This window comes from Pseudomonas sp. 06C 126 (assembly GCF_001855215.1).
GTDB lineage: Bacteria > Pseudomonadota > Gammaproteobacteria > Pseudomonadales > Pseudomonadaceae > Aquipseudomonas > Aquipseudomonas proteolytica.
The window spans coordinates 29,305-53,479 of record NZ_MIFU01000140.1 but is presented as its reverse complement, the minus strand read 5'-3'; the positions used below and the strand labels follow the sequence as shown (position 1 = coordinate 53,479).

The 24,175-nt window shown below is 58.1% G+C and carries 20 protein-coding genes; 7 read left to right on the top strand and 13 right to left on the bottom strand.

The genetic code is table 11. The features are described 5' to 3' along the window. Window positions 1-2: 2 nt before the first annotated feature. From BHC62_RS25505 to rpmH, 8 genes are all read right to left on the bottom strand, one after another. Window positions 3-800 (bottom strand): ParA family protein, encoded by a 798-nt coding sequence (locus tag BHC62_RS25505; protein ID WP_005792605.1) that lies wholly within the window; start codon window positions 798-800, stop codon window positions 3-5. 18 nt (window positions 801-818) lie between these two features. Further along, complete coding sequence (gene rsmG / locus BHC62_RS25500; RefSeq protein WP_070996614.1) at window positions 819-1,463, bottom strand: 16S rRNA (guanine(527)-N(7))-methyltransferase RsmG; 645 nt, start codon at window positions 1,461-1,463, stop codon at window positions 819-821. Next, window positions 1,460-3,352, bottom strand: a complete 1,893-nt coding sequence (mnmG, locus tag BHC62_RS25495) for a tRNA uridine-5-carboxymethylaminomethyl(34) synthesis enzyme MnmG (RefSeq protein WP_029290183.1) — start codon at window positions 3,350-3,352, stop codon at window positions 1,460-1,462. The genes rsmG and mnmG overlap by 4 nt, the downstream gene beginning before the upstream one ends. 550 nt (window positions 3,353-3,902) lie before the next feature. Then, a complete protein-coding gene (gene mnmE, locus BHC62_RS25490) occupies window positions 3,903-5,273 on the bottom strand; it encodes a tRNA uridine-5-carboxymethylaminomethyl(34) synthesis GTPase MnmE (RefSeq protein ID WP_070996612.1) in 1,371 nt (456 codons plus the stop codon). Window positions 5,274-5,352: 79 nt separating this feature from the next. Further along, window positions 5,353-7,035 carry a membrane protein insertase YidC gene (gene yidC, locus BHC62_RS25485; RefSeq protein ID WP_029290187.1) on the bottom strand — a complete coding sequence of 561 codons (1,683 nt, stop codon included), beginning with the start codon at window positions 7,033-7,035 and terminating at the stop codon, window positions 5,353-5,355. A 2-nt stretch (window positions 7,036-7,037) separates the two neighbouring features. Beyond that, on the bottom strand, window positions 7,038-7,283 hold the full coding sequence (gene yidD, locus BHC62_RS27615) for a membrane protein insertion efficiency factor YidD (protein WP_010465488.1): 246 nt from the start codon (window positions 7,281-7,283) through the stop codon (window positions 7,038-7,040). Next, entirely contained in the window at window positions 7,276-7,680 is a 405-nt protein-coding gene (gene rnpA / locus BHC62_RS25480) for a ribonuclease P protein component (RefSeq protein ID WP_029290189.1), read from the bottom strand. Before rnpA ends, yidD begins: the two co-directional genes overlap by 8 nt. Window positions 7,681-7,696: 16 nt before the next feature. Continuing rightward, window positions 7,697-7,831 (bottom strand): 50S ribosomal protein L34, encoded by a 135-nt coding sequence (gene rpmH, locus BHC62_RS27610; protein WP_003213577.1) that lies wholly within the window; start codon window positions 7,829-7,831, stop codon window positions 7,697-7,699. Window positions 7,832-8,416: 585 nt separating this feature from the next. On the opposite strand from rpmH, the gene dnaA reads away from it, so the two are divergent. The 4 genes from dnaA to gyrB are packed head-to-tail and all read left to right on the top strand — an operon-like array spanning window position 8,417 to window position 14,626. Continuing rightward, the gene (dnaA, locus tag BHC62_RS25475; protein ID WP_029290191.1) at window positions 8,417-9,937 is read left to right on the top strand and encodes a chromosomal replication initiator protein DnaA; all 1,521 of its coding nucleotides are present in this window, start codon (window positions 8,417-8,419) and stop codon (window positions 9,935-9,937) included. Window positions 9,938-9,976: 39 nt separating this feature from the next. Beyond that, window positions 9,977-11,080 (top strand): DNA polymerase III subunit beta, encoded by a 1,104-nt coding sequence (gene dnaN / locus BHC62_RS25470; RefSeq protein WP_029290193.1) that lies wholly within the window; start codon window positions 9,977-9,979, stop codon window positions 11,078-11,080. A gap of 20 nt (window positions 11,081-11,100) precedes the next feature. Next, a complete protein-coding gene (gene recF / locus BHC62_RS25465; protein ID WP_029290195.1) occupies window positions 11,101-12,204 on the top strand; it encodes a DNA replication/repair protein RecF in 1,104 nt (367 codons plus the stop codon). 4 nt (window positions 12,205-12,208) lie between these two features. After that, window positions 12,209-14,626, top strand: a complete 2,418-nt coding sequence (gene gyrB / locus BHC62_RS25460; protein ID WP_029290197.1) for a DNA topoisomerase (ATP-hydrolyzing) subunit B — start codon at window positions 12,209-12,211, stop codon at window positions 14,624-14,626. An 86-nt stretch (window positions 14,627-14,712) separates the two neighbouring features. On the opposite strand, the gene BHC62_RS25455 is transcribed toward gyrB, so the two are convergent. Further along, window positions 14,713-15,432, bottom strand: a complete 720-nt coding sequence (locus BHC62_RS25455) for a response regulator transcription factor (protein WP_029290199.1) — start codon at window positions 15,430-15,432, stop codon at window positions 14,713-14,715. Window positions 15,433-15,449: 17 nt separating this feature from the next. Between BHC62_RS25455 and BHC62_RS28450 the strand changes: the two genes are divergently transcribed. The 3 genes from BHC62_RS28450 (at window position 15,450) to BHC62_RS25440 (ending at window position 19,583) form a co-directional block, all read left to right on the top strand. Beyond that, window positions 15,450-15,902, top strand: coding sequence for a hypothetical protein (locus BHC62_RS28450; protein WP_143007600.1), 453 nt, complete (start codon window positions 15,450-15,452; stop codon window positions 15,900-15,902). A 369-nt stretch (window positions 15,903-16,271) separates the two neighbouring features. Continuing rightward, window positions 16,272-17,261, top strand: a complete 990-nt coding sequence (locus BHC62_RS25445; protein ID WP_029290203.1) for a FecR domain-containing protein — start codon at window positions 16,272-16,274, stop codon at window positions 17,259-17,261. An 18-nt stretch (window positions 17,262-17,279) separates the two neighbouring features. Continuing rightward, a complete protein-coding gene (locus tag BHC62_RS25440) occupies window positions 17,280-19,583 on the top strand; it encodes a CHASE2 domain-containing protein (protein ID WP_070996609.1) in 2,304 nt (767 codons plus the stop codon). 169 nt (window positions 19,584-19,752) lie between these two features. On the opposite strand, the gene BHC62_RS25435 is transcribed toward BHC62_RS25440, so the two are convergent. The 4 genes from BHC62_RS25435 to glyQ form a co-directional block, all read right to left on the bottom strand. After that, on the bottom strand, window positions 19,753-20,523 hold the full coding sequence (locus BHC62_RS25435) for a 1-acyl-sn-glycerol-3-phosphate acyltransferase (protein ID WP_029290207.1): 771 nt from the start codon (window positions 20,521-20,523) through the stop codon (window positions 19,753-19,755). A gap of 82 nt (window positions 20,524-20,605) precedes the next feature. Further along, the gene (gene gmhB, locus BHC62_RS25430) at window positions 20,606-21,145 is read right to left on the bottom strand and encodes a D-glycero-beta-D-manno-heptose 1,7-bisphosphate 7-phosphatase (RefSeq protein WP_169870889.1); all 540 of its coding nucleotides are present in this window, start codon (window positions 21,143-21,145) and stop codon (window positions 20,606-20,608) included. After that, complete coding sequence (gene glyS / locus BHC62_RS25425) at window positions 21,145-23,199, bottom strand: glycine--tRNA ligase subunit beta (protein WP_029290211.1); 2,055 nt, start codon at window positions 23,197-23,199, stop codon at window positions 21,145-21,147. Before glyS ends, gmhB begins: the two co-directional genes overlap by 1 nt. Then, window positions 23,196-24,149, bottom strand: coding sequence for a glycine--tRNA ligase subunit alpha (gene glyQ, locus BHC62_RS25420; RefSeq protein ID WP_003213601.1), 954 nt, complete (start codon window positions 24,147-24,149; stop codon window positions 23,196-23,198). The genes glyS and glyQ overlap by 4 nt, the downstream gene beginning before the upstream one ends. Between the last annotated feature and the right edge of the window lie 26 nt (window positions 24,150-24,175).

Genomic DNA, 24,175 nt, shown 5'->3' with positions numbered 1-24,175 from the left:
CCTTAAGTTGGCTGGGCTGCAGCGGTGCGTGAGTTGCGGCGTTGGCGACGAACCATCTCGCCGGCCAGCGCCAGGTAGGCAATGGCACCACGGGATGACTTGTCGTACGCCAGCGCGGGCATGCCATAGCTTGGCGCTTCGGCCAGGCGGATGTTCCGTGGGATCACTGTGTCGTAGAGCTGGTCGCCAAAGTGCTCCTTGAGCTGCGCCGACACATCGTTCATCAGGCTCAGGCGCGGGTCATACATGGTCCGCAGCAGGCCTTCGACTTTCAGGTTCGGGTTGAGCAACTCAGCGATGCGCTTGATGTTATCCACAAGGTCGCTCAAGCCTTCGAGGGCGAAGTACTCGCACTGCATGGGGATAATCACCCCATCGGCGGCGACCAACGCGTTGAGCGTCAGCATAGACAGCGACGGCGGGCAGTCGATCAAAATGTAATCGTAATTCTCGCGGATCGGCGCCAGGGCGCTGCGCAGACGGCTTTCTTTCATCTGCATTTCCAGCAGCACCACTTCCGCCGCGGTCAGATCGCGGTTGGCCGGCAGCAGTTGATAACCGCCGTGCTCGGAATAGTGCATGGCCTGGGCCAGGTCGCACTCGCCAATCAGCAAGTCGTAGACCGAGTTTTCCAGGCCGTGTTTATCCACACCGCTACCCATGGTGGCGTTGCCCTGTGGATCGAGATCGATCAACAGCACCCGACGCTTGGTAGCGACCAGGGATGCTGCGAGGTTGATGCAGGTGGTGGTTTTGCCCACGCCACCTTTCTGGTTCGCTATCGCGAATACCTTAGCCATTCTTGCTTGTGTTCCCAATCATGCCGTGCGGCGCAGTATCAGCAGATGGCGTTGGCCTTGGCAACCGGGTACGGCCAAGGCGTGTTCGCTATCGAGGTGGAAGTCTGCCGGCAATGCTAACAGCTCGTCGCTTGGATGAACGCCCTTCATTGCCAGCCAACGGGTGTTCAGGTCGCCCAGGTGGCGCGTCCAGTTGCTGAAGTTCTCCATGCTGCTGAAGGCCCTGGAAACAATTCCCTTGAAGGGCTGCTCAGGCGTGAAGGCTTCTACGCGGCTGTGGATAACTTGCAGGTTGTCCAGCTTGAGTTCGAGTTTGACCTGGGTCAGGAAGCGGGTTTTCTTACCGTTGCTGTCCAGGCATGTCACTTGCGACTCGGGAAACAGGATGGCCAGCGGGATGCCAGGCATGCCTCCGCCACTGCCAACGTCCAACCAGCGCCCGTTTTCGATGAATGGCATCACGCTCAAGCTGTCGAGCAAATGCCGCGAGACCATTTCGTCCGGATCGCGCACCGCAGTCAGGTTGTAGGCCTTGTTCCATTTGATCAACAGGGCCAGATAACCCAACAGCAACTCATGCTGGGCTTCGGTCAGTTCCACGCCCAATTGGCGCGCACCTGTGGATAACTCTTCGGCGTGTTGCGAGGTGACCAACGAACTCAAGCGCTTTGCTCCAACTGACGGCCCGCGCCGCGTTTTTTCAAATGAATCATCAACAGCGAAATGGCTGCCGGGGTGACGCCCGGGATACGGGAAGCCTGGCCCAGGGTCTCGGGACGAGTTATCCCCAGCTTGCTTTGAATTTCTTTCGACAGGCCGGAAATCCCGGTGTAATCGATATCCACAGGCAGCTTGGTATCTTCACTGGCGCGCAGTCGAGCGATCTCGTCCTGCTGACGGTCAATGTAACCGGCATATTTGGTCTTGATTTCGACCTGCTCGGCCACCTGTGGATCTTCTGCGCCGCCGCCAGTGACTTCGACCAGACCAGCGTAGTCGATTTCCGGACGGGACAGCAGGTTCAACAGGTTGTACTCGTGGGTCAGCGGCGTGCCAAATTTTTCGGCAATGGCATCGCCTTGCTCAGTACCCGGACGCACCCAAGTACTTTTCAGGCGCTGCTCTTCCAGTTCGATGCTTTCACGTTTTTTGCAGAACGCTGCCCAACGCGCGTCATCGACCAGGCCCAGCTCGCGACCTTTTTCGGTCAGGCGCAGGTCGGCGTTGTCTTCGCGCAGGATCAGGCGATATTCGGCCCGGGAAGTGAACATCCGATACGGTTCCTGGGTACCCAGGGTAATCAGGTCGTCAACCAACACCCCGATGTACGCTTCATCGCGACGCGGGCACCAGCTGTCTTTGCCCTGGGCGCGCAATGCCGCATTGGTCCCGGCCAGCAAACCCTGGGCGCCGGCTTCTTCGTAACCGGTGGTACCGTTGATTTGCCCGGCGAAGAACAGGCCGCCGATCACTTTGGTTTCCAGGCTGTATTTCAAGTCCCGTGGATCGAAGTAGTCGTACTCGATGGCGTAGCCAGGTCGCACGATGTGCGCGTTTTCCATGCCGCGAATCGACTGCACGATCTGGATTTGCACGTCGAACGGCAGGGAAGTGGAAATCCCGTTCGGGTACAGCTCGTGGGTAGTCAAACCCTCCGGCTCGATAAAGACCTGGTGGCTTTCCTTGTCGGCAAAGCGGTGGATCTTGTCTTCGATCGACGGGCAATAGCGCGGGCCGATGCCCTCAATCACCCCGGAATACATCGGCGAACGATCAAGGTTGGCCGCGATGATTTCGTGGGTACGCGCATTGGTGTGGGTAATCCAGCAACTCACCTGTTTCGGGTGCTGCTCCTTGGACCCCATGAACGACATCACCGGGATCGGCGTATCCCCGGCTTGCTCGGTCATTACCGAGAAATCCACAGAACGCCCGTCGATACGCGGCGGGGTCCCGGTTTTCAGGCGACCGACACGCAGTGGCAGTTCGCGCAGGCGATGAGCCAGGGCAATGGACGGTGGATCACCGGCACGGCCACCCGAATAGTTCTGCATCCCGATGTGGATAAGTCCACCGAGGAAGGTACCGGTGGTCAGCACCACGGATTCTGCAAAGAAACGCAGGCCCATTTGCGTGACAACGCCGCGAACCTGGTCCTGTTCGACGATCAGGTCGTCAGCAGCTTGCTGAAATATCCACAGGTTGGCCTGGTTTTCCAGGGTTTCGCGTACTGCCGCTTTGTACAGAATGCGGTCGGCCTGTGCTCGAGTAGCGCGCACGGCCGGGCCTTTGCGGCTGTTGAGCACACGAAATTGAATACCACCCTTGTCGGTAGCCATGGCCATCACACCGCCAAGGGCGTCGATTTCCTTGACCAGGTGGCTTTTGCCGATCCCACCAATGGCGGGGTTGCAACTCATGGCACCAAGGGTTTCCACGTTGTGCGTCAGCAACAGGGTTTTGACCCCCATGCGGGCTGACGCCAGTGCTGCCTCGGTACCGGCATGACCGCCGCCGATGACGATCACTTCAAAACGGGAAGGGAAATCCACCACGCACCTCGTGCCTGCTTATGTAGGTAATCAGGAATTGTCTGTTGAAAGAGTTTTGGAGCTATGGCGGCAAGTATAGGGACTTAGCCCTTCCTAAAGAACCCTTTGCACAAAATTTAACCAGCTGTGGATGAATCAGAGGTAATAGAAATTAAAAGAGAGAAATTTATTAAATCTTTGTTTTTATGTTTATTTCTACTGAGCCTACTTTCTGTGGATAGATCTCTATAGGCCTTTATTTACGTACTGTACAGAGATTCAAAAGTCTGTGGTTAGGTGCCAATGAGGCCGTTGGATAAGTGCTTTAAGCCTGTGGATTAAACAGGTGCTTATCCACAGGCGGGTTTTTACTCAGGTTTCGAGCCCTGTTATCAACTGGGCACAAGGGCGGTTATTCACAGGGCTTAATCCACAGAAATGTGTCACACACGGCAAATTTCACCCACGGCAAGGCAGCCTCGGGGGAGGTAAATTTGAGGAAATGCGAAGGTGTGCCCTGAAACGGACGAAACAGACAGGCACCCATTGCCTGTCTGTGAACAGCGAAGGGTTATTTACCGATGCAGAAGCTGGAAAAGATCCTGCCGAGCAGATCATCAGAGCTGAACGCCCCGGTAATTTCCCCCAGCAGTTGCTGGGCCTGCCGTAAGTCTTCGGCCAGCAGCTCTCCCGCGCCCGCCAGCGTCAGCTGTGCTCTGCCGTGCTCAAGGGCGGCGCTGGCATGGCGTAGGGCCTCAAGGTGCCTGCGACGAGCGCTGAAGCTGCTCTCCGAGGTCTGTTCATAACCCATGCACGCCTTGAGATGATCGCGTAGCAGTTCCAGGCCATCGCCGGCAGACTTGGCGCTGAGGCTGATCGTGACATGGCCATCGTCGCTGACTTCCAGGGCAATGGCTTCCCCCGTCAGGTCGGCTTTGTTGCGAATCAGCGTGACTTTGGCCGGGTCCGGCCGTTGTTCAAGGAATTCGGGCCACAGGGCAAAAGGATCCACAGCCTCAGGTGCTGTGGCATCCACCACCAACAGCACCCGATCTGCTTCACCGATGGCCTTGAGCGCCCGTTCCACACCGATTTTTTCCACCTGGTCATCGGTATCACGCAAACCGGCGGTATCGACCACGTGCAGCGGCATGCCATCGATATGAATGTGTTCGCGCAGGATATCCCGGGTGGTACCGGCAATCTCGGTGACAATGGCCGCTTCACGCCCCGCAAGAGCGTTGAGCAAACTCGACTTGCCGGCGTTGGGCCGGCCAGCAATCACCACTGTCATACCGTCGCGCAGCAATGCGCCCTGCCCGGCTTCCTTCAGTACTGTGGATAACTCATCGCGGACCTTATCGAGCATGGCCAAGACATGGCCATCGGCAAGAAAGTCGATTTCTTCTTCCGGGAAATCAATGGCTGCCTCGACATAGATGCGCAAACTGATCAGTTGCTCGGTGAGGTTATGCACACGCAGGGAAAACGCCCCCTGCAACGAGCGCAGGGCATTGCGTGCGGCCTGTGCAGAACTGGCCTCGATCAGATCGGCGATGGCCTCGGCCTGGGCCAGGTCGAGCTTGTCATTGAGGAACGCCCGCTCGCTGAATTCACCCGGCCGGGCCAGGCGGCAGCCCAATTGCAGGCAGCGCTGCAGCAGCATGTCCAGCACCACAGGACCGCCATGGCCCTGCAGTTCCAGCACATCTTCGCCGGTGAACGAGTTAGGCCCGGGAAAATACAGGGCCAGGCCTTCATCCAGCACCTCGAGGTCTTCAGCAAAAAAGGGCCCGTAATGCGCATACCGGGGCTTCAGCTCGCGCCCGCTGATAGCCTTGGCGGCAATGCCGGCCAGCGGTCCGGAAATTCGAACGATACCGACACCGCCCCGGCCCTGGGCGGTGGCGACGGCAGCGATGGTTTCACGAGGAGCGCTCATCAGCGGTTTCCCAGACAAAAGTGACAGAATGCAAAACGCCCCACGAGGGGGCGTCTTGAGTGGTTATCCACAGAGTAAGTTACGCCTCGGCTTTTTTGGCAGCCGCTTCGATCTTACGTGTGATGTACCACTGTTGAGAGATCGACAACACGTTGTTGACCACCCAGTACAGGACCAGACCAGCCGGGAACCACAGGAAGAAGAAGGTGAAGATGATTGGCATCATTTTCATCACCTTGGCCTGCATCGGATCCGGAGGAGTCGGGTTCAGACGCTGCTGGATGAACATGGTCGCGCCCATGATGATCGGCAGGATAAAGAACGGGTCTTTGATCGACAAGTCAGTTATCCACAGCATGAACGGCGCCTGGCGCATTTCCACGCTTTCCAGGAGCACCCAGTACAGCGACAGGAACACCGGCATCTGTACCAGAATCGGCAAGCATCCACCCAACGGGTTGATCTTCTCTTTCTTGTACAGCTCCATCATGGCTTGCGACATCTTCTGCCGGTCATCGCCATGTTGCTCTTTCAGTGCAGCCAGTTTCGGTGCAACCGCACGCATACGGGCCATCGATTTGTAGCTGGCAGCCGACAGCGGGAAGAAAATCCCTTTGATCAGCATGGTCAGGAAGATGATCGACCAGCCCCAGTTACCGACGATGCTGTGGATATGTTGCAGCAACCAGAAGATTGGCTGGGCAATGAACCACAGGATGCCGTAATCCACAGTCAGTTCCAGACCTGGGGATAACTCCTTGAGTACCGCTTGGCTTTTCGGGCCGGCATACAAGGTGGCACTGGTTTCAGCCTTGGCACCTGGTGCAACGGTCAACGCCGGGCCAGTGAAACCAATGATGTAGTTGCCCTGGTTGTCCTTGCGGGTCTGAACCAGGTTGGCTTCACCCTTGTTCGGGATCCACGCGGTTACAAAGTAGTGTTGCAGCCAGGCTACCCAACCACCTTGCACCGTTTCTTTCAGCGCGGCCTTGTCGATATCTTTCATCGACACTTTTTTGTACGGCTCGTTACTTGTCCACAGGGCAGCGCCCAGATAAGTCGCGGTGCCAGTGGCAGTGCTGGAAGAAGGATCGGAGCTGCCGTCACGCTTGAGCTGGGCAAACAGGTTGCCAGTCCAGGCTTTTTCGCTGGTGTTGTCGATCAGGTAGGTGACTTTCAGATCGTACAAACCGCGAGTGAAGCTGAAACGCTTGATGTAATTGACGCCGTCGTGACTGAATTTCAGGTCGACGTTCAACTGGTTTTGGCCATCAGCCAGTTGATAAGTCTTCTGTTCGGTCGAATAAACCGGACGACCGGTAGCACGAGCATCAGGACCATCAGTGCCAGTCAGGCCGCTTTGCGCCAGATAAACACGTTCGCCACCGTTATCGAACAACTGGAATGGAACATCCGGATGGTCTTGGCGACGTGGATACAGTGGCAATTTCAGCTGGGCAATATCGCCGCCCTGTGGATCGATCGCCAGGTCCAGTACATCCGTTTTGACGTGGATGAGGTCTTTATTGGTGATGACCGCGTTGTCTACAGGGGTGCTGGTATCGGCATTCGCGCTGGGTACATCGGCACTGGCGGAAGCATTGTTACCCAACGGTGCATCTGCAATAGCAGGGGCAGACTGATTGGTAGCAACATTCTGAGTCGGCAGGGCAGCCTGGCCATAGTCCTGGTTCCATTTCAGAACCATAACGTAGGACACGATTGCCAGGGCGACGATCAGGATCGTGCGTTTAATATCCATGATTACTCGGCCATCGAAGAAGAACGGGAGGTAGGGATAGGCGGAACCGGGTCATAACCACCGGGATTCCACGGATGACAGCGACCTAAACGACGAAAGGTCAGCCAGCCACCGCGCAGAAGGCCATGATTTTCTATGGCTTCATACGCGTAGCAGGAACAACTGGGGTAGAAACGACAGTGGCTGGCCATCAGCGGACTGATGGCATAACGGTAAAACTGGATCGGAACGAGGGCCAGTTTACGCATCAGTGCTGTCTACCCCTACAGTTTCGGGGCTGACTGCTGGGGTCGGCTTGCTGGTGCGAGCCAAACGTTTCCAGAGCTTGCCGAAATGCTGAATCAATTCGGGGTTTTCTACGTCCCCCAAGCCTTTGCGCGCGACGATAACAATATCCCAACCAACCAGAGTGTCCTGGTGGAGGCGAAACGATTCGCGCATCAGACGCTTGAGGCGATTGCGCTCAACGGAGAGCTTTACGCTCTTCTTGCCGATCACCAACCCGAGACGGGGGTGATCCAGATCGTTGTTACGCGCAAGGAGCAGGAGATTTTTCCCCGGAACCTTGCCGGTGGGGGAGTCAAAGACTGCCTTGAAGTGCCGGGGGGTTAGCAGACGCTTTTCCCGACTGAAGTCCTGACTCACCACCAGTACCGGATTATCAAACTGCCAGACGCGCACGACCTTTGGCGCGGCGACGCGACAGGACAGCACGGCCGTTCTTGGTAGCCATGCGAGCACGGAAACCGTGAGTACGGGCGCGTTTGATGGTGCTTGGTTGGAAAGTACGTTTCATGGCGTGTTACCTGGTTCGTCCACAACGGGCCGGAATGGCCCCCGTTTTAAGAGACCGGGGATTCTAGAGAAAGCAAGCCTCTAGGTCAATTTCCAACCAGCTATTCCTTCAATTAGATATCTGCAGGCCCTGGGACCGATTCCATGAGGTTCGGCTTTCACGAGCAATGCCATAGATATAAAAATAAAGAAGGAAGTTATTTAAAGCTTTTCTGTAAAGCTTATAAAAGCTAGGGAGCCGATCATCTGTGGATAACTGGCTTGAGACCATATTCCACGTGCTGTACAGAGGATGACAACACGGGGGAGAAGCAGTGCTCTGCCTGTGCTGCGCTGTCGGATAAGCTGTGTGTGGAATGGCTACTTATCCACAGGCCAGTTACCCACAGACTTTCGACCCCACTTGTACAACGAGCTTAGGGGCGCTTATCCACAGAGCTTATGCACAGACCATTTGTCGCCTTTTTTACGGTTAAGGCATTGATTCTTGGCGGCCTGTGAGCAACCTACATGTGGATAAGTGGCCCGCTCGCCGCTACAATGGCGGCTGTTTTTGCCTCACCGGCTTTCAACTTAGGGGATATCCGTGTCAGTGGAACTTTGGCAGCAGTGCGTGGAGCTTTTGCGCGATGAGCTGCCTGCCCAGCAATTCAACACCTGGATCCGTCCACTACAGGTCGAAGCCGAAGGCGACGAGTTGCGTGTCTACGCACCCAATCGTTTTGTTCTCGACTGGGTCAACGAGAAGTACCTGAGCCGCGTTCTCGAATTGTTCGACGAACATGGCAATGGGATGGCTCCTGCGCTCTCCTTATTAATAGGCAGCAAACGCAGCTCCGTACCTCGCGCCGCCCCCAACGCGCCGCTTGCCGCCGCTGCGTCGCAAGCCCAGGCTGCCTCTGCCCCGGTCAATCATGCGCCGGCGCCCGCTGCGTCTATGCCGACGAAATCCGCCGCGCAGAAAAACGCGCCAGTCAGCGAAGAGCCCTCCCGCGACAGTTTCGACCCGATGGCAGGAGCCAGCTCCCAGCAGGCGCCGGTACGTGCCGAACAGCGCACGGTCCAGGTCGAGGGTGCGCTCAAGCACACCAGTTACCTGAACCGCACCTTTACCTTTGAAAACTTCGTCGAAGGTAAATCCAACCAGCTGGCCCGCGCTGCGGCCTGGCAGGTAGCTGACAACCCCAAGCATGGTTACAACCCACTCTTCCTTTACGGCGGCGTTGGCTTGGGTAAGACGCACTTGATGCACGCTGTGGGTAACCACCTATTAAAGAAGAACCCGAATGCCAAGGTCGTGTACCTGCACTCGGAGCGCTTCGTGGCCGACATGGTCAAGGCGTTGCAACTCAATGCGATCAACGAATTCAAACGCTTCTATCGCTCCGTCGATGCGCTGCTGATCGATGACATTCAATTCTTCGCGCGCAAGGAACGTTCCCAGGAAGAGTTTTTCCACACGTTCAACGCCCTGCTTGAAGGTGGCCAGCAGGTCATCCTCACCAGCGATCGCTACCCCAAGGAAATCGAGGGCCTGGAAGAGCGTCTCAAATCGCGCTTCGGTTGGGGCCTGACCGTTGCGGTAGAGCCGCCGGAACTGGAAACCCGGGTCGCGATCCTGATGAAAAAGGCCGACCAGGCGAAAGTCGATCTGCCTCACGACGCCGCATTCTTCATCGCCCAGCGCATCCGCTCCAACGTGCGTGAGCTCGAAGGCGCGCTCAAGCGCGTCATCGCTCACTCGCACTTCATGGGCCGCGATATCACCATCGAGCTGATTCGCGAATCCCTCAAAGACCTGCTGGCGTTGCAAGACAAACTGGTGAGTGTGGATAACATTCAGCGCACTGTGGCCGAGTACTACAAGATCAAGATTTCCGACCTGCTGTCCAAGCGCCGCTCGCGCTCGGTAGCGCGTCCGCGTCAGGTGGCCATGGCGCTCTCCAAGGAGTTGACCAACCACAGCCTGCCGGAAATCGGCGATGTATTTGGTGGCCGCGACCACACCACGGTCTTGCACGCGTGCCGCAAGATCAACGAGCTTAAGGAATCCGACGCGGATATTCGCGAGGACTACAAGAACCTGCTGCGTACACTGACAACTTGATGAACACCAGCGCAGCTTATTAAGGCAAGGGACTAGACCATGCATTTCACCATTCAACGCGAAGCCCTGTTGAAACCCCTGCAACTGGTCGCAGGCGTCGTCGAGCGCCGACAGACCTTGCCGGTACTTTCCAACGTACTGTTGGTTGTCGAAGGCCAGCAGTTGTCGTTGACCGGTACCGACCTGGAAGTCGAACTGGTTGGTCGTGTACAGCTGGAAGAACCCGCTGAGCCCGGTGAGATCACCGTGCCTGCGCGCAAGCTGATGGACATCTGCAAAAGCCTGCCCAACGACGCGCTGATCGACATCAAGGTCGATGAGCAGAAGTTGGTGGTCAAGGCCGGGCGCAGTCGTTTCACCCTGTCGACCTTGCCGGCCAACGACTTCCCGACTGTGGAAGAAGGCCCGGGTTCGCTGACCTGCAGCCTGGAACAAAGCCGTCTGCGTCGTTTGATCGAGCGCACCAGCTTCGCCATGGCCCAGCAGGACGTGCGTTACTACCTCAACGGCATGCTGCTGGAAGTATCTGAAGGCATCATCCGTGCCGTGGCCACAGACGGTCACCGCCTGGCCATGTGCTCGATGAAGGCTGATATCGGCCAGCCGGATCGCCATCAGGTGATCGTGCCGCGCAAAGGTATCCTGGAGCTCGCGCGTCTGCTCACCGAGCCGGACGGTAACGTCAGCATCGTCCTGGGCCAGCATCACATCCGTGCGACCACTGGCGAGTTCACCTTCACCTCCAAGCTGGTAGACGGCAAGTTCCCGGATTACGAGCGTGTGCTACCCAAAGGTGGCGACAAGCTGGTGATCGGTGATCGTCAGGCGCTGCGTGAAGCGTTCAGCCGTACCGCGATCCTGTCCAACGAAAAGTACCGGGGTATTCGCCTGCAATTGGCCAACGGTCAGCTGAAAATCCAGGCCAACAACCCGGAGCAGGAAGAAGCTGAAGAAGAAATCAGCGTTGATTACAACGGCGGCTCGCTGGAGATTGGTTTCAACGTGAGCTACCTGCTTGATGTGCTGGGTGTGATGACCACTGAGCAAGTGCGTCTGATCCTGTCCGACTCCAACAGCAGCGCCCTGGTGCAAGAATCCGATAACGACGACTCGGCTTATGTTGTTATGCCGATGCGCCTGTAATCATGTTCAGCAGAAGCTAGATGTCCCTCAGTCGCGTCTCGGTCACCGCGGTGCGCAATCTGCACCCGGTGACCTTCTCCCCCTCCCCCCGCATCAATATCCTCCACGGCGCCAACGGCAGTGGCAAAACCAGCGTGCTGGAAGCCATTCACTTGTTGGGCCTTGCTCGTTCCTTTCGCAGCGCCCGCCTGTTACCGGTGATTCAGTACGAGCAATTGGCGTGCACCGTATTTGGCCAGGTTGAACTGGCGCAAGGCGGGCATAGCAGCCTGGGGATCTCTCGTGATCGCCAGGGGGAGTTCCAGATCCGTATCGATGGGCAGAATGCGCGCAGTGCGGCGCAACTGGCGGAAATCCTGCCACTGCAATTGATCAACCCCGACAGCTTCCGCTTGTTGGAAGGCGCCCCCAAAATTCGCCGGCAGTTCCTCGATTGGGGAGTGTTCCACGTGGAACCGAGGTTCATGGCCACTTGGCAGCGCCTGCAGAAGGCCCTGCGGCAGCGGAACTCATGGCTGCGGCATGGTACACTTGACGCCGCTTCGCAAGCGGCCTGGGACCGTGAACTGTGCCTGGCCAGCGACGAAATAGATGAATACCGCCGCACCTATATCAAAGCCTTGAAACCAGTCTTTGAACAGACCTTGAGTGAGTTGCTGGAACTCGAGGGGCTGACGCTGAGCTACTACCGTGGTTGGGACAAAGAGCGTGACTTGAGTGCAGTACTCGCCACCTCTTTGCAACGGGACCAGCAAATTGGCCACACCCAGGCAGGACCGCAACGCGCTGATTTGCGCCTTAGATTAGGTGCTCATAACGCCGCGGATATCTTGTCCCGTGGTCAGCAGAAGCTAGTGGTCTGCGCGCTGCGTATCGCCCAGGGGCACTTGGTTAGCCAGGCCCGACGCGGTCAATGTATTTATCTGGTGGATGATTTGCCGTCCGAACTGGACGAGCAACACCGCCGCGCGCTATGCCGCTTGTTGGAAGACTTACGCTGCCAGGTATTTATTACCTGTGTAGACCACGAATTATTGAGGGAAGGCTGGCAGACGGAAACGCCAGTCGCTTTGTTCCACGTGGAACAAGGCCGTATCACCCAGACCCACGACCATCGGGAGTGAAGGCATGAGCGAAGAAAACACGTACGACTCGACCAGCATTAAAGTGCTGAAAGGTTTGGATGCCGTACGCAAACGTCCCGGTATGTACATTGGCGACACCGATGATGGTAGCGGTCTGCACCACATGGTGTTCGAGGTGGTCGACAACTCCATCGACGAAGCTCTCGCCGGCCATTGTGACGACATCAGCATCATCATCCACCCGGACGAATCCATCACCGTGCGTGACAACGGTCGCGGCATTCCGGTAGATGTGCATAAAGAAGAAGGCGTATCGGCGGCAGAGGTCATCATGACTGTGCTCCACGCCGGCGGTAAGTTCGACGACAACTCTTATAAAGTATCCGGCGGTTTGCACGGTGTAGGCGTGTCGGTAGTAAACGCCCTGTCAGAAGAGTTGATCCTGACCGTTCGCCGTAGCGGCAAGATCTGGGAACAGACTTACGTGCATGGCGTACCTCAGGCACCCATGGCGATCGTCGGTGACAGCGAAACCACCGGCACCCAGATTCACTTCAAGCCTTCGGCCGAGACTTTCAAGAATATCCATTTCAGCTGGGACATCCTGGCCAAGCGGATTCGTGAACTGTCGTTCCTCAACTCCGGTGTGGGTATCGTCCTCAAGGACGAACGCAGCGGCAAGGAAGAGCTGTTCAAGTACGAAGGTGGTCTGCGTGCATTCGTTGAATACCTGAACACCAACAAGACTGCGGTCAACCAGGTGTTCCACTTCAACATCCAGCGTGAAGACGGCATCGGCGTGGAGATCGCCCTGCAATGGAACGACAGCTTCAACGAGAACCTGTTGTGCTTCACCAACAACATTCCCCAGCGCGACGGCGGTACTCACTTGGTGGGTTTCCGTTCTGCACTGACGCGCAACCTGAACACCTATATCGAAGCCGAAGGCCTGGCCAAGAAGCACAAGGTCGCCACCACCGGTGACGATGCCCGTGAAGGCCTGACTGCGATTATTTCGGTCAAGGTTCCGGATCCCAAGTTCAGCTCCCAGACCAAAGACAAGCTGGTTTCTTCTGAAGTGAAGACCGCTGTTGAACAGGAAATGGGCAAGTATTTCTCCGACTTCCTGTTGGAAAACCCTAACGAAGCCAAGTTGGTCGTCGGCAAGATGATCGATGCGGCACGGGCTCGTGAAGCGGCGCGTAAAGCCCGTGAAATGACGCGTCGTAAAGGTGCGCTGGATATCGCTGGCTTGCCGGGCAAACTGGCGGACTGCCAGGAGAAGGACCCTGCCCTCTCCGAACTGTACCTGGTGGAAGGTGACTCTGCTGGCGGTTCCGCCAAGCAGGGTCGTAACCGCCGCACCCAGGCAATCCTGCCGTTGAAAGGTAAGATCCTCAACGTCGAGAAAGCCCGTTTCGACAAGATGATTTCCTCCCAGGAAGTTGGCACCTTGATCACCGCCCTGGGCTGTGGCATTGGTCGCGACGAGTACAACATCGACAAGTTGCGCTATCACAATATCATCATCATGACCGATGCTGACGTCGACGGTTCGCACATCCGTACCCTGCTGCTGACCTTCTTCTTCCGTCAGTTGCCGGAGCTGATCGAGCGGGGCTACATCTATATCGCCCAGCCACCGTTGTACAAAGTGAAAAAGGGCAAGCAAGAGCAATACATCAAAGACGACGACGCCATGGAAGAGTACATGACGCAGTCGGCCCTGGAAGATGCCAGCCTGCACTTGAACGATGAAGCCCCGGGGATCTCCGGTGAGGCGCTGGAGCGTCTGGTAAACGACTTCCGCATGGTGATGAAGACCCTCAAGCGTTTGTCGCGCCTGTACCCTCAGGAGCTGACCGAACACTTCATCTACCTGCCAGCCGTCAGCCTGGAACAGTTGGGCGATCACGCAGCGATGCAAGATTGGCTGGCCCAGTACGAAGTTCGCCTGCGCACCGTTGAGAAGTCTGGCCTGGTTTACAAAGCCAGCCTGCGTGAAGACCGTGAACGTAACGTTTGGCTGCCAGAGGTCGAACTGATCTCCCACGGCCTGTCGAACTACGTCACCTTCAACCGCGACTTCTTCGGCAGCAACGACTACAAGACCGTGGTTACCCTGGGCGCGCAACTGAGCACCCTGCTGGACGACGGCGCTTATATTCAGCGTGGCGAACGCAAGAAGCAGGTCAAGGAGTTCAAGGAAGCACTGGACTGGTTGATGGCGGAAAGCACCAAGCGCCATACCATCCAGCGATACAAAGGTCTGGGCGAAATGAACCCGGATCAACTGTGGGAAACCACCATGGACCCAGCGCAGCGTCGCATGCTGCGTGTGACCATCGAAGACGCCATTGGCGCGGACCAGATCTTCAACACCCTGATGGGTGACGCGGTCGAGCCACGTCGTGACTTCATCGAGAGCAATGCCCTGGCAGTGTCCAACCTGGACTTCTGATAACGCATTTGCGAAACAAAAAAGGCCAACGTTTAACGTTGGCCTTTTTTATTGCACATTTTTAAATGCTCCACGTGGAACATCTGTTATGCCGTAGCGGCAGTCACGCTCTCCAAACGATAGCCGTAGCCGTAGATGGTCAGCAGCTGCCAGCCTCGTTCCGGCGTCAGCCCAAGCTTGTTTCGTAGGCGATAAATATGGGTGTCCAAGGGCCGTGAAGACACCATTTCTTCATGGGTCCAGAACCGCTCATAGAGATATTCACGTGACAGCGGCCGCGCCAGGTTGGCGAACAGGCAGCGTGCCAGGCGGTACTCCCTTTCGGTCAGGTTGATCGGATCACCGGCGCGGCTGACGGTCAGCTCGGCATCGTCGAAAGTCAGGTCGTTGAAAACCAGCACTTCCGAGGCAGCCGATTTCTGCAGGCCGTGACGGCGCAGGACGGCACTGACCCGTGCCTTCAGCTCGTTGGGACGAAACGGCTTGCTGACATAGTCATCTGCACCGCTGTTCAGGGCCTGGACGATATCGCTCTCGGCGTCGCGGCTGGTAAGCATGATCACCGGAGGTGGCGCCTCCATGTGCTCACGGGTCCAGCGCAGGATCGCGATACCGCTCAGGTCCGGCAATTGCCAGTCGAGTACCAGCAAGTCGAAGGTTTCTCGGCGCAGTTGGCGCAGCAAGTCTTCGCCACGCTCGAAGCAATGCAGCGTCCATGGCTGCTCCGAGGCACTTGGGATTTGTCGCAGAGTCTGTTCCACCCGCCGCAATTCGGCAGGTTCGTCATCCAGTATCGCGACACGCATGGCAGGGTCCTTTCTTTTTGAAGAGTGTTGCAGCGGTTGAAGAGAACATTGGTTCGCCGTTGAATCTGAACAATTATGGCCAGTTTCTCAAGCTCCCTGCATCTCTCGGTACGCTGATATCAAATAGCCCTAAGGCCGTTAAACATCGCGTACCCAGCTGGAAAGATACCGGCTCAAGCCCCTCAGGAAAAGGATCAATGGCAATCAGGTTTTATGCGCTGTCGGGACAGGTGAGTCTTGTGCAGAAGGTCAGAGTGTGGGGAAAGATGTTAGTGCTGGTTGCGGCAACAGGTTTTGGCACGGAAATGGTGGATGCGTGTAGCCCGGCGCCGTCTGCCCCCCTTAAAGAAATGTCGGTGTATGCCGAATCGGTAGACGGCCTTGGTTACGCCGGACTCAGGGAAGTTGATGCACCCAATGCCTTTCAACACGGTAGCGTGCTTGACCAGGAGCAACGGTGGATCTTCTAAATCTGAACAAATGTTGCGCTGCGCCCCTGTGCACCACTCTTGTAGGTAAATTCTCTTTCGCTGAGTGACACATGGAGGGCGTGCGCGGGAAGCGCTCTCGATACACGGACGTATCATCTGTAGTCCGCGGTTCGCTACGGACTGCTGTCGGAGGGATGTGAGGGACAGTATTTCTTCGATGTACATCCGGTTCGGCCTCGTCGATCCGGCAGACACAGGGATGTGTCACCTTTCCGAGCACCTCATCCCTGCCACTACGGCTATCGAGTTCGATGCGTCATCGGGTATCGTAGGCGAGATTCAAGGTCCTGCCGCGGCAAGACGCTTTCTGAACGTACAGTCTGACGGACCTTTAGAACTAGAACCTTGATGAGCGCCATGACCCTCTTTCCTCGCCGCTATTCCCTTTCCTCTCTATTCGGTTCAAGCCTGGCCCTGGCGCTTGTGATCAACAGCCCACACGTTCTAGCCAAGCCTGCCCCTGTGCGTGCGCCCTACATAGATGACAACCTGATGTGCCGGGCACAGCCGCTGCCGGCAGTCGTGCAGCACCTGACCGGTGAAGCCTGGAAGCTAGATGCCAAGGGACGCCCCAGCGTGTTGGAAGAAGGCATGCTGATTGATGAGCAGGAAAGCGTAAAAACCTCGCCCTCGGCGTTTGTCAGCTTGTTGCTCGGTGACGGCTCGCGGGTTGTCCTGCCCTCCAGCTCCGAGGTGCGTCTGCACTTGGTGGAAGAACAGGCGATTCCCCAGGTGATCCTGCAACAAGGGCAAGTGGAAGCCTACGTACTCAAGCGCGCCAGTGACTATGACCGTTTTCAGATCGTGACCCCGGTGGGCGTACTTGGCGTGCGCGGGACGCACTTCCGTGTGCGTAACGACGATCAGCAATCGGTTGTCGAAGTGCTCAACGGCCAGGTGGCCGCCAGCCGCAGCGAGTCGCAACCGCTGGGTAAACAGCTCAAGAAAAAACCGCAGACGGGACCGGTGGACGGTGAGCTGAAGGTTGGCGCTCGACAAGGGTTGTTGCTCAAGACCCAGGGCGAGTTGAAGACGGTCGACTTATTGCCTGCTCCGCGGCTGATGGGCCAGGACGGCCAGAAAGGCGATGCGCCGGTCTGGACATTGATCCTGCACCCGCAACCGGGGGCCCAGCGCTACCGTGCGCAGGTGGCTACCGATAAAACCTTCATGAACATCAAGCAGGAAAACTTCTCCAGTGAACCGCGCTTGAGCTTCACTGGACTCAAGGCCTCGTTCTATCACGTGCGCGTGTCGGCCTTTGATGACCAGGGACTGGAAGGAGAAACAGGTGTTTATGACATCTTCTATTACCCACCTGCCACCCGTGTGCAGTAGCACCGCGGTGATGGGACGGTGAAGTGGTGGCGGCGGGCTGAACAACGTCAGCCGAGCCAGGCCCAGCGCCTGTTCAATGGGCTGGTCAGGGAATGGCTGTGGATCAGCCTGCTCCTGCTACCGATGACGGCCTTGCTGTCCCTGAGCCCTGGCCTGTCCCTGAATAACCTGTTGTACGACAGCTTGCGGCGCATGGCGCCGTTGCAGGTGGACCCGCGCATCCTGTTGGTGAGCATTGATGACATGAGCCTCAGGGAGCTTGGCCAATGGCCTTGGTCGCGGCGTCTGCATGCCGACCTGATCGACCAATTGAGTGCCGCAAAACCTGCCGGGATCCTGCTCGATGTGATCTTCAGCGAACCGGCGCGCGAGCCGGCCAATGATCAGCGCCTGGCCCAGGCGATCTGCAAGGCCGGCAATGTGCTGCTGCCGTTGATTCGCGAAGGCACGCCGCGCTTGGGGCAACCCCTCACGCAAATCCTCCCCGTGCTGCCACTGCGCGACTGTGCCAGGGCGGTGGGTCATATCAACGTGGAGGCGGACAGCGACGGTATTGTGCGCAGCCTCTATTTGCGTGAAGGGCCGCCGGGGCAACTGGTCCCGCAGTTGGCGTGGCTGGCCTTCGAACTGACCGGCCAACAGGCCGACATGCCGGGGCTGCCAGCGTCTTCTGAACCCAGTGATTGGCAACGGGACAATGCCATCCGCATTCCATTTATCGCCGCCGATAACGGCTTTCCCAGCGTGCCCTATGTCAGCGTGCTGCGCGGTGAAGTCCCGGCCCAACTGTTACGCGATCGGATCATCCTGGTGGGAGCCACCGCGCCAGGCATGGGCGATCGCTACGTGACACCGCTGTCGGCCAGCGTTGGCACGACCCCAGGTGTCGAGATCCAGGCCAACATTCTCAACGGCCTGCTGCAAGGGCGCAGCATTACCGTGTTGCCTGGCTGGCTGGCCACGCTGCTGTCTACCTCGCTGGTGGCATTGCTGCTGGGCCTGCTGCTGTTGCGCCCGCGTTATGCCCTGTGGCTGAGCCTGGGTTGTATGGTGGGTGCCCTCCTCGCTTCCTGGGGCTTGTTGCGCCTGGGGCTCTGGTGGTCGCCAGCAGCCACGTTGGTCGGCATGTTGCTCGGCTACCTGATCTGGAACTGGCGTCGCCTGAGCGTAATCCTGGCCTATTTCGGCTGGGAGTTGGCGCGCCTCGACAGTGAGCCCAAGGTGCTGCCGGAACGCCGTCGTGCCGCCGTCAGCAAGGGCGACGTATTGCAGGGCCGTATCGTGGCCCTGGAGCAAGCGGTCAGCCGTACCCGCGACACCCGGCGTTTTATGGCCGACGGCCTGGAGTGCCTGCCGGTCGCTACGCTGATTACCGATCCCACGGGCGAAATCCTGCTGGCCAATCGCATCGCCCGGGATGTATTTGGCAACGAACTGATTACCGAGAACCTGCTACAGCAACTCAAGGCATTGGGCTACCCGCCCTTGCAAGGCGGGGTGAGCACGCCGCTGTCAGCCCTGGAAATCGTCGAGTTCCGCGACACCCAGCAACGCAGCCTGCGCCTGGAGTTGGCACCGTTGTTACCGGTCGACGGTGATGTGGCGTTGGGTTGGCTGCTGAGCCTGACTGACCTGAGTATCGAACGTGACGCCCAACAGCAACGTGAAACCCTGCTGCGCTTCCTCTCCCATGATCTGCGGGCGCCCCACTCGGCCATTCTGGCGTTGTTGGATGTGCAGCGACATGAGGCCTCTGACGTCTGGCAGGTATTTACCCAGATCGAACAGCAAGTGCGGCGGGCACTGAGTTTGACCGAGTCGTTCGTTCAATTGGCCAAGGCCGAGTCCGACGGCTACCAGTTTGAGCCCAGCCTGTTTGCCATGCTGGTGCTCGATGCGTTTGACCAGGTAGCGCTGCTGGCCCAACTGAAAAAGATCCAATTGGTCCACGACCTGGACGAGGCGGGTGAGGACATGGTCCTGGCGGATCAATCCCTACTGACCCGAGCCTTGTTCAACCTGATGGAGAATGCGATCAAGTACAGCCCATCCGGCACCACAGTGACGGTGCGACTCGAACGCAAAGGCCAATGGTTGGCCTGTCATATCCAGGACCAGGGGCCCGGCATCGCGGCCCAGGAGCTTCCCGAACTGTTCAGCCAATACCGACGTTTTGCTTCGTCCCAGGGCAGCGAAGGCCTTGGGTTGGGCCTGACCATGGTCAAGGCGGTCATGGACCGCCATGGGGGCCGGATCGAGTGTGCGAGTGAGGTCGGGCAAGGCACGGTTTTCAGCCTGCAGTTGCCGTTGTGGGAAGAGTAAACAGCTGTGCATAAAAAACCGGCCGCAAGGGCCGGTCTTCAACGGTCGAAAAAACTTATGCACGTTTTTCGGTGTTTTATTAGCTTAAGAAATATGTAATCAAATCATAAGCCTATAAGCCAAAAACTGCTTTTCGCCAACAAACCGTACACAGGTTATCCACAGAACGTCAGATCACCGCGCGGTCTTCGGCAACCGGCAGTGGCGGCAGCGAACCCATGGCCCGTTGCTGCGCTTCATTCCAGGCTGCAGCGCGGTCATTGAGCGCGGCAATTGCACGCGGTCCTTCCCCTTCGGCATACATCGGCTCGCCGATCACCACAGTGATGGTGCCCTTGCGCTTGGCCCAGCCTTCCTTGGGCCAGAACTTGCCGGCATTGTGGGCAATCGGCAGCACCGGCAGATTGGCGTTGACCGCCAGTGCCGTACCGCCCCGGGAGAACTTGCCGACCGTGCCAAAGGGAACGCGGGTGCCCTCAGGGAAGATCAGGACCCAAACGCCGTCCTTGAGCAGTTCGTCACCTTTCTTGGCCACATGCTTGAGCGCGGCCTTGGGGTTGTCGCGGTCGATGGCAATCGGGCGCAGCATGGCCATGGCCCAACCAAAGAACGGTACGAACAGCAACTCACGCTTGAGCACCTGGCTCAGGGGCGAGAAGTAGGCAGAAAGAAAAAACGTCTCCCAGGTGCTCTGGTGGTTCGACAGGATCACGCACGGCTGGTCCGGGACATTCTCGGCGCCCTTGACCTCGAAACGGATGCCCAGGAACACCTTGGTCAGCCACAACGCGCAGCGGCACCAATAGACGTTGATAAAGCGATAGCGCGCCTTGAATGGCAAAAAGGGCGCAATAAAAAAGCTCAGGGTGCACCAGAGAAACGAGCTGGTGCCCAGCAGCAGGTAAAAGAAGAAGGTTCTGATGGCCTGCAAAATCGACATGGCAGCATTTACCGTTGCGGGACAACGCCCGCCTGTTAAAAGTGCACTCCCGAACAATCCTTGGTCAGGAAGTCGAGGGCGACTAGTTGTTGATAAGTTCTGCGGCAACCGCCGCCAGATCGTCAAAAATCAAGGTGCCTACCGGCAGGTTTTTCGCCTGGGTCTTTTCGCCTTTTCCGGTCTTTACCAAAACTGGCTGAGAGTCGACGGCTTTGGCCGCCTCCAGGTCACCGAGACTGTCCCCGACGAACCATATCCCAGCCAGGGGCACCTTGTAATGTTCTGAAATGATTTTCAACATGCCAGGCTTGGGTTTGCGGCAATCGCAGCCCTCGTCCGGCCCGTGGGGGCAATACACCACCAGCCCCACCTCACCGCCCTGCTCTGCCACCAACGTGCGCAAGCGCGCGTGCATGGCGTCCAGGGTGGCGATGTCGTAGTAGCCGCGGGCGATGCCGGACTGGTTGGTAGCAATGGCTACCGTCCAGCCGGCCTTGCTCAACTGCGCGATGGCCTCGATCGAGCCGGGCAGCGGGATCCACTCCTCTACCGACTTGATGTAAGCGTCGGAGTCATAGTTGATCACCCCGTCCCGATCGAGAATCAGCAGTTTCAACATGATCAGCTCAGCGTCGAAATGTCAGCGATGTTGACGAACAAACCGCGCAGACGCGCCAGCATGGCGTAGCGGTTTTTCCGCACGCCAGCATCTTCGGCATTGATCATCACCGCTTCGAAGAACGCATCCACCGGCTCACGCAAGGTGGCCAGGCGCGCCAGTGCTTCGGCGTAGTTGCGCTCGGCGATCAGCGGTTTCACTGCGTTTTCTGCCTTGGCGATAGCCGAGTTCAGCGAGAACTCCTTGGCATCGGCAAACAGGCCAGGATCGACGTCGCCGGTGCCCAGGCCTTCGGCCTTGCTCAGCAGGTTCGAAACGCGCTTGTTCACGGCGGCCAGGGCATCGGCTTCCGGCAGCTTGCGGAAGGCCTGTACGGCTTGCACACGTTGGTCGAAGTCCAGTGCCGAACCCGGTTGCAGGGCACGCACCGAAAGGTAGACGGAAACGTCCACGCCTTCGTCTTCGTAGCGCGCACGCAGGCGGTCGAACACGAACTCCAGCACTTGCTCGGCCAAACCGGCTTGCTTGACCTTGGCCCCGAACTGACCAACTGCAAACACCACGGCCTGGGTCAGGTCCAGGTCCAGCTTCTTGTCGATCAGGATGCGCAGCACGCCCAGGGCCGCACGGCGCAGGGCATACGGGTCTTTGCTGCCGGTGGGCAACATGCCGATACCGAAGATCCCCACCAGGGTATCCAGCTTGTCAGCGATGGCTACGGCCGCGCCGGTCAGGGTGGTCGGCAGTTCGGCGCCAGCACCGCGTGGCATGTACTGCTCGTTCAAGGCCAGGGCGACGTCTTCAGGCTCGCCGTCATTGAGCGCGTAGTAGTAACCGGCAACACCTTGCATTTCCGGGAACTCGCCGACCATCTCGGTGGCCAGGTCGCATTTGCACAACAGGCCAGCGCGGGCGGCCAAGGCCGCATCGCCGCCAATACGTGGCGCGATGTAGGCCGCCAGCTTGGAAACCCGCACAGCCTTGTCGTAGACGCTGCCAAGTTTTTCTTGGAACACCACGTTCTGCAGGCGCAGGTTGAAGTCTTCGAGCTTCTGCTTCTTGTCTTGCTTGAAGAAGAACTCGGCATCGGTCAGGCGCGGGCGTACGACTTTTTCGTTACCGGCGATGATCTGCTGCGGGTCCTTGCTTTCGATGTTGGCCACGGTGATAAAGCGCGGCAGCAATTTGCCGTCCACATCCAGCAGGCAGAAGTACTTCTGGTTGTCCTGCATGGTGGTGATCAAGGCTTCTTGTGGCACATCGAGGAAGCGCTCTTCGAACGAGCACACCAGCGGCACCGGCCACTCGACCAGCGCGGTTACTTCGTCGAGCAGGCTTGGCGGCACGATGGCGGTGCCTTCCTGCAAACGAGCCAGCTCTTCGGTGCGCTTGCTGATCAGCTCGCGACGCTCGTTGGCATCCGCCAGCACATAGGCTGCACGCAGGTCTTCGAGGTAGCTGGCCGGCGAACCGATGCGCACGTTTTGCGGGTGGTGGAAGCGATGGCCACGGGAGTCGCGGCCGGCCTTCTGGGCGAGGATGGTGCAATCGATGACTTGATCACCGAGCAGCATTACCAACCATTGGGTCGGACGGACGAACTCTTCCTTGCGTGCGCCCCAGCGCATGCGCTTGGGGATAGGCAGGTCGTTCAGGGAGTCTTCAACGATGGTCGGCAGCAGGCTGGCGGTCGGCTTACCGGTAATGACCTGGCTGAAACGCAGTTTCGGGCCACTTTGGTCGATCTCGCTCAGCTCGACGCCGCACTTCTTGGCAAAACCCAGGGCGGCCTGGGTCGGGTTGCCTTCGGCATCGAAAGCGGCCTGGCGTGGCGGGCCGTCGAGGTTGATGTTGCGGTCCGGCTGCTGGGTTTGCAGCGCGGTCAGCAACACCGCCAGGCGACGTGGCGCGGCGTAGACCTTCTTGGCTTCAAACTTCAGGCCGGCAGTCTGCAGGCCTTTTTCGATACCGGCCAGAAATGCGTCGGCCAGGGTGTTGAGGGCCTTGGGTGGCAGCTCTTCGGTGCCCAGTTCAACCAGGAAATCTTGAGCACTCATTGTGCAGCCTCCAGCTTAGCCAACACTTCATCACGCAAATCCGGGGTGGCCATCGGGAAGCCCAGCTTGGCGCGAGCCAGCAAGTAGGCTTGGGCGACGGAACGCGCCAGGGTGCGTACACGCAGGATGTATTGCTGGCGCGCGGTTACCGAGATGGCACGGCGAGCGTCCAGCAGGTTGAAGGTATGGGACGCCTTCAGGACCATTTCGTAGCTCGGCAACGGCAGCGGCTGATCCAGTTCGATCAGGCGCTTGGCTTCGCTTTCATAGAAGTCGAACAGTTCGAACAGCTTCTCGACGTTGGCGTGTTCGAAGTTGTAGGTCGACTGCTCCACTTCGTTCTGGTGGAACACATCGCCATAAGTCACTTTGCCGAACGGGCCGTCAGCCCATACCAGGTCGTAGACCGAATCCACGCCCTGCAGGTACATGGCCAGGCGTTCCAGGCCGTAGGTGATCTCGCCGGTCACCGGGTAGCACTCGATGCCGCCCGCTTGCTGGAAGTAAGTGAACTGCGTCACTTCCATGCCGTTGAGCCAGACTTCCCAGCCCAGGCCCCAGGCGCCCAGGGTTGGCGACTCCCAGTTGTCTTCGACGAAACGGATATCGTGGACCAGCGGGTCCAGGCCGACATGTTTCAGCGAGCCCAGGTACAGCTCCTGGAAGTTGTCCGGGTTTGGCTTGAGGACGACCTGGAACTGATAGTAGTGCTGCAGGCGGTTGGGGTTTTCGCCGTAGCGGCCGTCAGTCGGGCGACGACTGGGCTGCACATAAGCGGCGTTCCAGGTTTCCGGGCCGATGGCCCGCAGGAATGTTGCGGTGTGGAAAGTGCCGGCGCCTACTTCCATATCGTAGGGCTGAAGTACCACACAACCTTGCTCGGCCCAGTATTGCTGGAGGGCGAGGATCAAGTCTTGGAAGGTACGCACGGCTGGCGTAGGCTGGCTCACAAAATTCACCTGTTACTTGGGCTGCG